General features: G+C 62.4%; 11 protein-coding genes. 5 read left to right on the top strand and 6 right to left on the bottom strand.

Annotated features, from left to right (window positions below; all coding sequences use genetic code 11):
- Positions 1-34: 34 nt before the first annotated feature.
- Entirely contained in the window at positions 35-397 is a 363-nt protein-coding gene (locus FUU19_RS18985) for a copper resistance protein (RefSeq protein ID WP_141967532.1), read from the bottom strand.
- A gap of 205 nt (positions 398-602) precedes the next feature.
- On the opposite strand from FUU19_RS18985, the gene flk reads away from it, so the two are divergent.
- Positions 603-1,631: a flagella biosynthesis regulator Flk gene (flk, locus tag FUU19_RS18980; RefSeq protein ID WP_197759457.1), complete on the top strand. Its 1,029-nt coding sequence runs from the start codon at positions 603-605 to the stop codon at positions 1,629-1,631.
- A gap of 4 nt (positions 1,632-1,635) precedes the next feature.
- On the opposite strand, the gene FUU19_RS18975 is transcribed toward flk, so the two are convergent.
- Positions 1,636-2,091 carry a rhodanese-like domain-containing protein gene (locus tag FUU19_RS18975; RefSeq protein ID WP_141967528.1) on the bottom strand — a complete coding sequence of 152 codons (456 nt, stop codon included), beginning with the start codon at positions 2,089-2,091 and terminating at the stop codon, positions 1,636-1,638.
- 93 nt (positions 2,092-2,184) lie between these two features.
- Here FUU19_RS18975 and pdxR point away from each other — a divergent pair, with 93 nt between their 5' ends.
- Positions 2,185-3,618, top strand: a complete 1,434-nt coding sequence (pdxR, locus tag FUU19_RS18970; protein ID WP_230490633.1) for a MocR-like pyridoxine biosynthesis transcription factor PdxR — start codon at positions 2,185-2,187, stop codon at positions 3,616-3,618.
- Positions 3,619-3,645: 27 nt separating this feature from the next.
- Here the strand turns inward: pdxR and FUU19_RS18965 are convergent, their stop codons facing one another.
- Positions 3,646-4,542 carry an endonuclease/exonuclease/phosphatase family protein gene (locus FUU19_RS18965; protein ID WP_230490632.1) on the bottom strand — a complete coding sequence of 299 codons (897 nt, stop codon included), beginning with the start codon at positions 4,540-4,542 and terminating at the stop codon, positions 3,646-3,648.
- 217 nt (positions 4,543-4,759) lie between these two features.
- On the opposite strand from FUU19_RS18965, the gene pepT reads away from it, so the two are divergent.
- Positions 4,760-6,007 (top strand): peptidase T, encoded by a 1,248-nt coding sequence (gene pepT / locus FUU19_RS18960; protein WP_230490631.1) that lies wholly within the window; start codon positions 4,760-4,762, stop codon positions 6,005-6,007.
- Here the strand turns inward: pepT and FUU19_RS18955 are convergent.
- Complete coding sequence (locus FUU19_RS18955; RefSeq protein WP_230490630.1) at positions 6,004-7,116, bottom strand: SLC13 family permease; 1,113 nt, start codon at positions 7,114-7,116, stop codon at positions 6,004-6,006. The two genes, pepT and FUU19_RS18955, sit on opposite strands and share 4 nt — an antisense overlap.
- A 154-nt stretch (positions 7,117-7,270) precedes the next feature.
- Here FUU19_RS18955 and apbE point away from each other — a divergent pair, with 154 nt between their 5' ends.
- On the top strand, positions 7,271-8,302 hold the full coding sequence (gene apbE, locus FUU19_RS18950; protein WP_230490629.1) for an FAD:protein FMN transferase ApbE: 1,032 nt from the start codon (positions 7,271-7,273) through the stop codon (positions 8,300-8,302).
- A gap of 62 nt (positions 8,303-8,364) precedes the next feature.
- On the opposite strand, the gene FUU19_RS18945 is transcribed toward apbE, so the two are convergent.
- Together FUU19_RS18945 and fabB are read right to left on the bottom strand one after the other, a co-directional pair.
- The gene (locus tag FUU19_RS18945; RefSeq protein ID WP_004936201.1) at positions 8,365-8,586 is read right to left on the bottom strand and encodes a putative periplasmic lipoprotein; all 222 of its coding nucleotides are present in this window, start codon (positions 8,584-8,586) and stop codon (positions 8,365-8,367) included.
- A gap of 212 nt (positions 8,587-8,798) precedes the next feature.
- On the bottom strand, positions 8,799-10,019 hold the full coding sequence (gene fabB, locus FUU19_RS18940) for a beta-ketoacyl-ACP synthase I (protein ID WP_060447962.1): 1,221 nt from the start codon (positions 10,017-10,019) through the stop codon (positions 8,799-8,801).
- A 170-nt stretch (positions 10,020-10,189) separates the two neighbouring features.
- On the opposite strand from fabB, the gene mnmC reads away from it, so the two are divergent.
- Positions 10,190-12,211, top strand: a complete 2,022-nt coding sequence (gene mnmC, locus FUU19_RS18935; RefSeq protein ID WP_202669918.1) for a bifunctional tRNA (5-methylaminomethyl-2-thiouridine)(34)-methyltransferase MnmC2/FAD-dependent 5-carboxymethylaminomethyl-2-thiouridine(34) oxidoreductase MnmC1 — start codon at positions 10,190-10,192, stop codon at positions 12,209-12,211.
- The last annotated feature ends 16 nt before the right edge of the window (positions 12,212-12,227 follow it).

The raw sequence follows: 12,227 nt of genomic DNA, 5'->3' as shown, positions 1-12,227 counted from the left end.
ATGATTAATTCACCGCGAAAAACGGGCGATTAACTCATTCACGGAAAACGCATAATCGAAGGTGCACCCTGAGGGTGGGCGGTGAAATGGCACGAGGAGGAGGGATGCGCAGGCGCGCGGCGATGGTCGGCGCCAACAGCGCCAGCAGCAGACCCAGCCCGAACAGCGCGGTTTCGAACATCACCGGCGGCGCGGCCAGCAATGATTTGGCGCTCAGTTCACAGGGCGTCGGCTGCGCTTCGGCGGCGACGTCACCGGATTGAACGGCGATGGCCGCCGGGATCCCCAGCGTTTGCTGCAGCGCATGCAGGCCCGCCATGCGCTGGGTCATGCACGTCAGCACCACCAGGCAAGCCAGGCATAAAAACCATTTTGCAATCCGCTGCCGTTTAACCATGCCATCCTCATGTTCGGGTCTGGGGTTATCTTAGCGACGCGGGCGCGATTAGCAACGTTTTGTCGGTAAAGAAATGTCTGAGCGGCGGTATTGATGGCGGCGATTTACAGGTATCATAGTGGGTAAACCTGCGCTTTTCGCCGGGTACGATGACGATTCTCTCCTCCAGGCACACTGCGGGGATACACAGCGAAGGACAGGTGATATGCAACCTTTGAGTGGGCCGGGCACCCCAATCGCCGGCGAACGCCCTCCCTCCCCGGGCAAAACGGCGGCCACTGACGATCAACCCCTCTCTCCAGCGCAGCGCACGACGCTGGAAAAACTGATCGTGAAAATCATGACGCTCAGCCCGGCAAAATCGGCGGAGATCTGGGCGTCTCTGCGTCACGATCTCGGCGCCGACAACGGCGGTGAACTGCTGGCGCGTCATTTTCAACCGGCGGAACAGCTGCTGCAAACACGCCTGACGCAGGCCCAGCAAAACCACGCCGGGCGCCAACTGTTGCAACAGCTGGCCGAATTGCTGCCGCAGGGCAACAACCGCCAGGCGGTCAGCGACTTTATTCGCCAGCAGTTCGGCCACACGGTACTGAGCCAGCTGAGCCCACCGCAGCTGCAGCAGGTGCTCAATCTGTTGCAGACCGGCGGCCTGACCATTCCTCAGCCGCAGCAAACCGCCACCAGCGATCGCCCGCTGCTGCCCGCAGAGCATCAAAGCCTGCAGCAGCAGGTTACCAAACTCAGCGCTGCCACCGGCGAAGCGCCGGCTAAAATCTGGCAAACGCTGTTTGATCTGGCGGGCGTGAAAACCAACGATCCGCTGCCGGCGCGCCACTTCCAGCTGCTGAACCAGTTTTTACAGGTGAAGGTGGCGCTCAGCCCACAGAGCGCGCCGACGCTGAACAACCTACTGGCGACGCTCAAACAACCGGCGGACGAGCAAGAGCTGCAGCAGATGAACGACTACTGCCAGGCGCGCTTCAACTGCGGCGCCAATGCGCCGCTGACGCATCCGCAAATGAGCGACGCCATTCATCAGCTGTTTGCCCGCCGCCTGGAAAAAGCCGGCCAGGCCCAGCCTATCGTCAGCCACGCTGTCGAGCCGCAGCCGCTGCTCAACCCGCTGATCGCCGCCCTGCCTCTGCCGCTGCAGAAAGCGCTCAGCAAGCCGGCCGTGGCGCTGATCCTGTTGCTGTTGGCGCTGGCGGTCGTGCTGGCGCTGGTGTTTTAACGCCTCAGGCGCAGCCGCAGTCCACCACAGCCGCCCGATCGCGCAGCGATCCCGGCTGTTCGCCGATGGCCAACGGATGGCCGTCGCGCAGCCAGAAGTCCAGCCCGCCAATCAGCTCCTTCACCCTGAATCCCAGCTTCGCCAGCTTGTAAGCGCCTTTGGTAGAACCGTTGCAGCCGATGCCGTCGCAGTAGGTCACATACACCTTTTGGCGATCCAGCTGCGCCGTGCCGGCTTCATCCATCAGGCGATGCGGCAAACTGAGCGCACCGGGAATATGCCCGGCGGCGTACAGCGCCTCCGCGCGGGTGTCGATCACTACCATCCCGTCCACGCCATTGCGCAGATCTTCCGCCACGTCCCAGGCATCCGCATAGCGGCTCAGTTTGGCCGCCAGGTAGGCCAGGCTCTCTTCCGGTGCCGCCGGAGGAAAAGCCAGCACCAATGATTCTTTCGACATACCGCCCACTCCCGTGCATCAAGACAGATGACAATAGTGCCCCATTTTGGTCTTATGATTGATACCCATTTCCCAACCGTAATAAGGCCCATTATGCGGCACTCGCTGGTCACGTTGTTTCAGCAATCGCCCCACGCCCTCGGCACGCTGCGCGATCGCCTGTGCGGTGCATTGCGGCAGGCCATTCACCAAGGTGCATTGAGCGTTGGGCAACGCCTGCCTTCCAGCCGGGTGCTGGCCAGCGATCTGGGCCTCTCGCGGGTGACCGTCGAAGCGGCCTACGGTCGGCTGGAGTCAGAGGGATATTTGCAGCGCCGCGTCGGCCAGGGCACGTTTGTGGCGATTACCATCGCCAAATCACCGCCGCCGGCGACCAGCTCCGGCATGCCGCGTCTTTCGCAGCGCGGCCAACAGATCGTGCAAACGGGCGGCTGCCGCGATCCGCAGCAGCCACAGGCGTTTGCCGCCGGCTCGCCGGATCTGCGGGCGTTTCCGCTGGCCTTGTGGAAGCAACTGACCGCACAGCGCCTGCGGCTACAGGGAGAAAGCCTGCTGCGCTACGGCGATCCGCAGGGCTATTTACCGCTGCGTGAAGCGATTGCCGCCCACGTCAATCAAACGCGCGGCGTGATCTGCGATGCACGGCAGGTTATCGTGCTGACCAGTTCGCAGCAGGCGCTGCAGCTGATCGCCACGCTGCTGCTGGACGGCGGCGACAGCGTCTGGATGGAAGAACCGGGTTACACGGGGGCAAGAAACGCCTTTATCAGCGCCGGTGCCGCCCTGACGCCGGTCGCAGTGGACGACGACGGCCTGCGTGCTCGCCCCTCCTTGCCCGACCCACGTTTGATTTATCTGACCCCCTCGCACCAATATCCGACCGGCGCAGCACTCAGCCTGGCACGCCGATTGGCGTTGCTGGCGCTGGCGGAAAGGCAGCAGGCCTGGATCATCGAGGACGATTACGACAGCGAGTTTCATTACGACGGCCTGCCGATACCGGCGATGCAGGGCCTGGATCGCCGTGGCCGGGTGCTGTACCTCGGCACCTTCTCCAAATCGCTGTTCCCCTCGCTGCGGTTAGCGTACCTGATCGTCCCGCCCACGCTGGTTGACGCGTTCGTCACCGCGCGCACGGTCTATGACGGCCACAGCGCGCAGCTGATGCAGGCGGTCACCGCCGAATTCATCCACCAGGGGCACTTCGCCGCACATATTCGCTACATGCGCCAGCTCTACCGCAGCCGGCGCGATGTGTTGCTGACGGAAGTACGCGAAAAACTCGGCCACTTCGCCACGCCCGCTCCCACCGCCGGCGGCCTGCAGCTTAGCGTCTGGCTACCGACCGGCCAGGAGGCGGCGCTCAGCCGGCAGGCGCGGCGGCTCGGCATCCTCACGCCCGGATTGACGGCACAATACCAGACGGCGCAGGCGCAGCGCGACGGCTGGCTGCTAGGCTTTTCGGCCCTGGCGCCGGGCGAGATCCGCAGCGCTGTAGAGCGGCTGGCGCAGATTGTGGCGGCTTAACCCGGCCCCAATGGGATGCCGATCGATTTATTGCTCGGTCAGGCGCATCTCCACCACCAGCGGCAGGTGGTCGCTCACCGCTGGCCAATGCACACCGTTCCACTCGCCGCTGGCGTTCGGCACCGTCAGGCTGTCCAGATGCCAGCGCTGCGCGTTGCCGGTGAAGATGTAATCCACCTTGATCTCGGCGTTTTCCGCCGGCCAGCTGCGGCCATCTTGCCCGTTAGGCATGATGTCGTTCCAATAGCGGCTCAGCTCCAGCCAGGTCACGCTGCCCGGCACGTCGTTCATGTCGCCGAATAGCAGCTTGATGCCCCGCACTTCGATGGCGCGATCGTTCAGCTCCCGCACCTGATCCAGACGCATCGTCGGATCTTCCTTGGTATCGAGGTGAGCGTTGAACAGGGTGATCGGTGCCGGGAACTCCGGCACGTCGACCTTGGCGCTAAAGGCGATGCGCTGTTCACGCTGGCCGGACGGCAGCGGATAGATCACCGCATCGTGCAGCGGATATTTCGAGAGAAACGCCAGGCCATATTCACCGCCGTCGAAATCGATCGCCCGGCCGAACACCGCCTGCATGCCGGTCAGCTTCGCCAGCTCTGCCGCCTGATCGACCCGGCCGCTGCGGGCGGTGAGTTTATCCACCTCTTGCAGCGCCACCACGTCGACGTTCATCGCGCGAATCGCCTTGGCGATGGCGGTCATGTCGCTGACCTTGCCGGCGGCGATATTGAAGCTGGCGACGCGGATCTTCGGCGCCTGCTCCAGCTCGTAGGTTTTGTTTTTCAGGCCGCCCAGCGCGCTGGCCACTTCGCGGCTGTTGGCGTTGCTGTTGGCATGCCCGGTATCGGCAGACGCCCAGGCGCTGTGAGAAAGGCCAAGGGACAATAAGGTGATAAGCAGAGCGTGACCGGTGTGCATGAATTCTCCTTGAGGGACAGATAAGTGTTATGCGGGCGCTTCCCGGCCCACAGCTAACACCGATTTTGCCGCAGAAACCTGCGACGATTTCCTAGTTTCACCGCTATTTTTCGTTTCTGCGCGATGCTTCGCATTCTGGCGGTTTACGCATTGCATCGTTGGACAAACGGCTGATTTCGTTTTAAAACCGGTAGATTGCCAACCGCGAGGAGTTCCGATGACGAGCCCGATTGCCGAACAGCTCACCGAACGTTTCTTCCGCTACCTGGCGGTCACCAGCCAGAGCGACGCCGCCGCAACCACCCTGCCCAGCACGCCGGGGCAGCATGAGATGGCGCAACTGCTGGCGGAAGAGCTGCGCCGGCTCGGCCTGGCCGAGGTGCAGATAGACGAACACGCCACCGTCACCGCCCGCAAGCCCGGCACCCAACCCGGCGCGCCGCGCATCGGCTTTATCACCCATATCGACACCGTGGACGTCGGCCTGTCGCCCGAGATTCGCCCGCAGCGCCTGCGCTTCACCGGCGAAGATTTATGTCTGAACGCCGAGCAAGACATCTGGCTGCGCACCGCCGAGCACCCGGAGATCCTGCCCTACCGCAACGAAGAGATCCTGTTCAGCGACGGCACCAGCGTGCTGGGTGCCGACAACAAGGCGGCGGTCACCGTGGTGATGACGCTGCTGGCCAACCTGACCGCGGCCGATCGCCACGGTGATATCGTGGTGGCGTTCGTGCCGGATGAAGAGATCGGCCTGCGCGGCGCCAAGGCGCTGGATCTGCAGCGTTTCGCCGTCGATTTCGCCTACACCATCGACTGCTGCGAGCTGGGCGAAGTGGTGTACGAGAATTTCAACGCGGCGTCGGCGGAGATCCGCATCGAGGGGGTGACTGCCCACCCGATGTCGGCGAAAAACGTGTTAATCAACCCGATACGCATCGCCAACGACATCATCAACCGATTCGACGTGCAGGATACTCCGGAACACACCGACGGGCGCGAGGGCTATTTCTGGTTCACGGATCTGGCCGCCAATGCCAATCAGGCGACGCTGAAGGTGTCGATTCGAGACTTCGATCGCGCAACCTTCGAGGCGCGTAAAGCTCGCCTTGAGGAGACGGTGCGTCAGGTGGCGGCCAACTATCCGCGCGCCAACGTCAGCTGCAGCATCAGCGACATTTACAGCAACATCAGCAACGCCATCGGCGAAGATCGGCGCGCCATCGATCTGATCTTCGGCGCCCTTGCCGCCCACGGCATCCCGCCGAAGGTGATCCCAATGCGCGGCGGCACCGACGGCGCGGCGCTCTCGAGCCGCGGCATCCTGACGCCCAATTACTTCACCGGCGCGCATAACTTCCACTCGCGCTTCGAGTTTTTACCCGTCAGCGCCTTCGTGAAATCCTACCAGGTGACCCGCAGCATTTGCCTGTTGGCCGCCCGGCAGAGCGGTAATCAGAGTTAGCTCAACAGCCAGCCGACCAGCGCGGCCCACGCCAGCAGCGGCAGCGAGTAATAGTGGAAGCGCAACCAGATCTTGCGCTCCCCCGCCATGCGCAGCGCAATCAGGTTGGCGAGCGATCCGATGGCCAACCCGAAGCCACCGGCGTTGACCGCATAGGCCAGTTGCGCGCTGGAGGGCACATAGTTGAGCAGCAAAATGGTGGCCGGCACGTTGCTGACGATCTGCGACAGCCCGACGCCCAGCGCATACACCCCGCCGTCGCTCAGCCCGGTTATGGCGGCAAACGCCGGCTGAAGCGGCGGCAGGCGGGTAAACAGGCCAACATCGATAAACATGGCGGCGAACACGAAAATCAGGCTCCAGTCGATCTGCAGCAGTACCCGGCGCGCCAGCAACAAAAAGCCGGCGAACACCACCAGCAGCCCATACAGCGGCAGACCGATATCCAGGCACAGCAGGAAAATCGTATACAGCCCTACGCAGCTCAGCAACAGCGGCCGCTGATAGGGGTAGCCCTCAGTATTCGGCGTTTTCACGATGTCGCGCGCCGGGAAGCTGAACCAGGTCAACGCCAACAGGCTCAGCATCATCGCGGCGCCAAACGGCGCCATCTGGCCGATGAAGCCGAGGAAAGAAAGGCCGGAGCGGCTCCACAGCAGGATATTTTGCGGGTTGCCGATCGGCGTCAGCAGCGAGCCGGCGTTCACCGCCAGCGCCTGAAAGATGATCAAACGGCCAACCGGCAGCGACGACAGCTTTTTCAGCGTGATGGTGAGCGGAATGACGATAAACAGCGCCACGTCGTTGGTCAGAAACGACGACAGCAGCGCGGCGGAAAACACCAGAAACAGCGCCAGCCGTCGTTCGCTGTGCAACCGGTTGATAATCTTGCGGCCAACGAAGTCGAAGTAGCCGCTGACCTCAACGCCTTTGGTCAGCAGCATCAGCCCCAGCAGGGTAATGAGAGTGCGGCCGTCGATAAAGCCGCCCAACGTCGCCAATGGCTGCGGATGAAAGACGAACATCGCCACGCCGGCCAGCAGCAATACATGCAGGAAACGGTCTTTGACAAAGGGATGGATAAGCCGGGAAATGGCGGTTGCACTCATGGTGGCAGCTTGAAACCTCAGCGAAAAGCATGAGCGAGACGTTAGCTCAGGCACAGCCGCAACGCCAGCAAAATGCTATTTTACCTTTATCCGCTTTCCATTTGCCGCGCTTTACTTTATTTGTAGCGGCTTTCTCGTTTTCAAAGGACATGTTATGGCTTCCCTGTTCGCCAAAGGGGCGTTGCTCAGCGCCTTATGCGCCCTGCTCGCCGCCTGCGACGATGCGTCCTCCCGCCCGCAAATCGATATCGACGGCAAGACCATGGGCACCTTCTACAGCGTTAAAGTCAGCGGTAACGTCGCGATCGGCAAGCAAGAACTGCAGCGGCAGATCGACGCGGTGCTCGAACGGGCCAACGACGATATCTCCACCTACCGCGCCGACTCGGTGCTGTCGCAGTTTAACCGTAGCGCCAGCCTCGAACCGCAGCCGATCCCGCGCGGCATGGCGGATATCGTGCTGATGGCCCAGCGCATCGGCCGCGATACCGGCGGTGCCATGGACATCACCGTCGGCCCACTGGTGAACCTGTGGGGATTCGGCCCCGACAAGCATCCGGTCAAGGTGCCGGAACAGGCGCAGATCGACGCGGCGAAGCAGCGCATCGGCCTGCAGCACCTGAAGCTGATCAGCGACAATCGCGGAGAGTGGCTGCAAAAAGATCTGCCGGACATGTATGTCGATCTCTCGACGCTGGGCGAAGGCTACGGCGCCGACGAGCTGGTGCGCCTGATGAACCGCAACGGCATTACCAACTACCTGGTCTCGGTCGGTGGCGCAGTCTCTTCACGCGGCGTCAACGGCCAGGGCAAACCCTGGCGGGTGGCAATCCAAAAGCCGACCGACCGTGAAAATGCGGTGCAGGCGCTGGTGGATCTGCACGGTTACGGCATCAGCACCGCCGGCAGCTACCGCAACTACTTTGAACAAAACGGCCAGCGCTACTCCCATGTCATCGATCCGACCACCGGCAGGCCGATCAATCACCGGTTGGTTTCCGCCACGGTGATCGCCCCCACCGCGCTCGAGGCCGACGGCTGGGATACCGGCCTGATGGTGCTGGGCACGGAGAAAGCGTTGAAGCTCGCCGAAGAGAAAGGGCTGGCGGTCTACCTGATCAGCAAAACCGACGAGGGCTTTAGCGCCGTGATGACGCCGCAATTCAAGGCGTTTTTGGTGCAGTGAAATAAAAAAGCCCGGCACACAATGGCCGGGCTGGTTGCATGCGCCCACAGGCGCCGCGCCGATCACTTGGTCAGCGCGATGATACCGAGGGTCAGACCGGCAACCGCCGCCGCGCCGCCGGCGATCGCGCCCGCGGTTTCCCAGTTATCCTGAGTGGTGCCCTTCATGCAGGTGTTGGTGTGCACCAGACGCCCCTGGTCATCGTAGACCGGAACGCAGGGAGAATCGGTGGCGCATCCGGCCAACACGGCCGACAGTAACCCAACCGCAATTAACTTTTTCATACTTCTTGCCTCAATGTTCGATCACTTTAAAAAGCCACACCGAGCGCTGATCACGCTACCTGGCTATTGTATGCCCAACGCGTGTAATGGCGAGGTAATGATGTGTCAGGGGATGTGATTTGGGAAAACTCCGAGCGCTCGCCCAGCGGGCTTTGAGCAGTAAAAAGCCCGCGAAAACGCGGGCTTGATGGCGAGATGAAGCTCAGGCGGCATTATTTCGCCAGTTTGCGCATCACCAGGGTGGCGTTGGTGCCGCCGAAGCCGAAGCTGTTGGACATCACGGTGGTCAGCTCGCGCTGAGTCGGCTGAGTCACGATGTTCATGCCGGCCGCCTGCTCATCCAGGGTTTCAATGTTGATGCTCGGCGCGATAAAGCCGTGCTCCAGCATCAGCAGGCTGTAGATCGCTTCCTGCACGCCCGCGGCGCCCAGCGAGTGACCGGTCATCGCCTTGGTGGAGGAGATAGCCGGGGTATTGTCGCCGAACACTTCGCGAATAGCGCCCAGTTCTTTCACGTCGCCCACCGGAGTAGAAGTGCCGTGCACGTTGATGTAGTCGATCGGCGCATCCAGATCCTGCATCGCCATCTTCATGCAGCGCACTGCGCCTTCGCCCGAAGGGGCAACCATGTCGGCACCGTCTGAAGTCGCGCCGTAGCCAACGATTTCTGCATAGATGTGCGCACCGCGCGCCAGCGCGTGCTCCAGTTCTTCAACCACCACCATGCCGCCGCCGCCGGCGATGACGAAACCGTCACGATCGGCATCGTAGGTGCGGGAGGCTTTTTCCGGCGTGTCGTTGTACTTGGTGGACAGCGCGCCCATCGCGTCGAACTCGCAGGCCATTTCCCAGCATAGCTCTTCACCGCCGCCGGCGAACACGATGTCCTGTTTGCCCAACTGAATTTGCTCAACCGCGTTGCCGATGCAGTGCGCGGAGGTCGCGCAAGCGGAGCTGATGGAGTAGTTTACGCCGTGGATTTTGAACGGCGTTGCCAGGCAGGCGGAAACGCCGGAAGCCATGGCTTTGGTCACCACGTACGGGCCAACCGCTTTCAGGCCGCGCGGGCTGCGCATCGCATCGGCGCCGAATACCTGGAAGCGCGGAGAACCACCGCCGGAACCGGCAATCAGGCCCACACGCGGGTTGTTTTGATACTCTTCGTCCTTCAGGCCGGAAGAAGCGATCGCTTCTTGCATCGCCAGGAAGGCATAAATGGAAGCATCGCTCATGAAACGCACCGCCTTGCGGTCGATCAGGCCGGTCGTGTCGAGCTTAACTTGCCCCCATACGTGACTACGCATGCCGGAATCTTTCAGTTCCTGGGAGAAAGTGATCCCAGAACGTCCTTCCTGCAGGCTTGCCAGGACCTCCTGCTGGTTATTACCAATGCTGGAGACAACTCCCAGGCCAGTAATCACTGCACGTTTCATTCAATACCTCTTCCACTATTTACCTACGGGATTTTGCATCGCACTTTAGCGTACAGATGTAAGCCGAACAAGTCCGATCAGCGTTTTTCAGCTTTATTGTTGTCCAGTTTGCGCCGGGGCGCCAGCGCCGTTAGAATTCGCGGCATCCCTTGAATTTCGAGCCATTGACCGTGAACCACGCCCCCATCCAAACCGCAACGCTAACCTGGAACGAACAGGGTACACCTGTTTCGAAACAGTTTGATGACGTCTATTTTTCCAATCAGGATGGGCTGGAAGAAACCCGCTACGTCTTCCTGCAGGGCAACCAACTGCCGCAGCGTTTCGCCACCCATCCGCGCCCGTTGTTGGTTGTGGCGGAAACCGGATTCGGCACCGGGCTCAATTTCCTCACGCTGTGGCAGGCCTTCGCCGGCTTCCGCCAGGCCGAGCCGGACGCCGCGCTGAAACGCCTGCACTTTATCAGCTTCGAAAAATTCCCCCTGCAGCAGGCCGATCTGGCGGCGGCGCATGCGCGCTGGCCGGAGCTGGCGCCTTATGCCGACGAACTGCGCGCTCAATGGCCGCTGCCGCTGTCGGGCTGCCATCGCCTGCTGCTGGCCGAAGGCCGCATTACGCTCGATCTGTGGTTCGGCGACGTCAACGACCTGCTGCCGCAGTTTGACGCCAGCATGAATAACCAGGTCGATGCCTGGTTCCTCGACGGCTTTGCGCCGGCAAAAAATCCCGACATGTGGACCGATCAACTGTTCGCCGCCATGGCGCGTTTCGCCCGGCCGGGAGGTAGCTTCGCCACCTTTACCGCCGCCGGCTTTGTGCGCCGCGGCTTGCAACAGGCCGGTTTTCAGGTCAACCGTTGCAAAGGCTTCGGCCAAAAGCGTGAGATGCTCGCCGGCGAGCTCCCGGCCGATGCGCAGCCCGCTCCCCACCCGGCCCCCTGGTATCGACGTCCGGCGGCGGACAACACCGCCGACATCGCCCTGATCGGCGGCGGCGTCGCCAGCGCGCTCACCGCGCTGGCCTTGCTGCGGCGCGGTGCTACCGTCACGCTCTACTGCGCCGATGAGCAGGCGGCGGAGGGGGCATCCGGCAATCGCCAGGGGGCGATTTATCCTCTGCTGAACGGCAGCGGCGACGCGCTGGAGAGCTTCTTCAGCGCCGCGTTTCCCTTCGCCCGTCGCCAGTACGACGCGCTGTTGCAACAAGGCGTCGTCTTTGATCACCAGTGGTGCGGCGTCAGCCAGTTGGCCTATGACGACAAAAGCGGCGCCAAGATCGCCAATATGCTGAAAACCGACTGGCCATCGGCGCTGGCGATGGCGGCCGACCGGGAGACGCTCAGTGAACTGTGCGGCGTCGATACCGGCTTTGGCGGCATCACCTACCCGCAGGGCGGCTGGCTCTGCCCGGCCGAGCTGACGCGCGGCGCGATTGCGCTGGCGCAGCGTCAGGGCCTGATTTGCCGCTACCGGCACGATGCGTTGGCGCTGGCGCGTGAAGAAAACGGCTGGCGCATCGATTTCGCCAACGGTGAAAGCCACCGCCATGCGACGGTGATCCTGGCCAACGGCCACCGGTTGGCCGAACTGGCGCCGACGGAAGCCCTGCCGCTGTACTCGGTGCGCGGGCAGGTGTCGCATATCCCAAGCTCGCCGGCCCTCGGTCAGTTGAAACAGGTGTTGTGTTACGACGGCTACCTGACGCCGATCAACGCCAACAACGGCCAACACTGCATCGGCGCCAGCTACCAGCGCGGCGACATCGCCACCGACTACCGCGAGCAGGAGCAACAGGAGAACCGCGAGCGCCTGCTGCGCTGCCTGCCGGAACAGGCCTGGCCGCAGCAGGTGGACGTCAGCGCTCATCAGGCGCGCTGCGGCGTGCGCAGCGCCACCCGCGATCATCTGCCCATGGTCGGCGCGCTGCCGGACTATCAGGCCACGTTGACGCAGTATCAGGATTTGCAGCGGCAACACCAGCGCGGCGAAACCGTCGCCGATGCGCCGGTCTATCCCGGCCTGTTCGCTATCGGTGGGTTGGGATCGCGTGGCCTGTGTTCGGCGCCGTTGGCGGCGGAAATTCTGGCGGCGCAGCTGTTCGGCGAACCATTGCCGGGCGACGCGCGCCTGCTGGCGGCGTTGAATCCGAATCGGATGTGGGTGCGGAAGTTACTGAAAGGGCGTGCGGTTTAATTCATGAATGAGGGGC

The sequence above is a fragment of the Serratia montpellierensis genome, assembly GCF_020858655.1.
GTDB classification, from domain to species: Bacteria; Pseudomonadota; Gammaproteobacteria; order Enterobacterales; family Enterobacteriaceae; genus Serratia; species Serratia montpellierensis.
This window is presented reverse-complemented; position numbering and strand designations above follow the sequence as displayed.

Bases quoted from the DNA above. Each gene is read 5' to 3' on its own strand.
- FUU19_RS18985 (WP_141967532.1), bottom strand. From the start codon at position 397: ATGGTTAAACGGCAGCGGATTGCAAAATGGTTTTTATGCCTGGCTTGC.
- flk (WP_197759457.1), top strand. From the start codon at position 603: ATGCAACCTTTGAGTGGGCCGGGCACCCCAATCGCCGGCGAACGCCCT.
- FUU19_RS18975 (WP_141967528.1), bottom strand. From the start codon at position 2,091: ATGTCGAAAGAATCATTGGTGCTGGCTTTTCCTCCGGCGGCACCGGAA.
- pdxR (WP_230490633.1), top strand. From the start codon at position 2,185: ATGCGGCACTCGCTGGTCACGTTGTTTCAGCAATCGCCCCACGCCCTC.
- FUU19_RS18965 (WP_230490632.1), bottom strand. From the start codon at position 4,542: ATGCACACCGGTCACGCTCTGCTTATCACCTTATTGTCCCTTGGCCTT.
- pepT (WP_230490631.1), top strand. From the start codon at position 4,760: ATGACGAGCCCGATTGCCGAACAGCTCACCGAACGTTTCTTCCGCTAC.
- FUU19_RS18955 (WP_230490630.1), bottom strand. From the start codon at position 7,116: ATGAGTGCAACCGCCATTTCCCGGCTTATCCATCCCTTTGTCAAAGAC.
- apbE (WP_230490629.1), top strand. From the start codon at position 7,271: ATGGCTTCCCTGTTCGCCAAAGGGGCGTTGCTCAGCGCCTTATGCGCC.
- FUU19_RS18945 (WP_004936201.1), bottom strand. From the start codon at position 8,586: ATGAAAAAGTTAATTGCGGTTGGGTTACTGTCGGCCGTGTTGGCCGGA.
- fabB (WP_060447962.1), bottom strand. From the start codon at position 10,019: ATGAAACGTGCAGTGATTACTGGCCTGGGAGTTGTCTCCAGCATTGGT.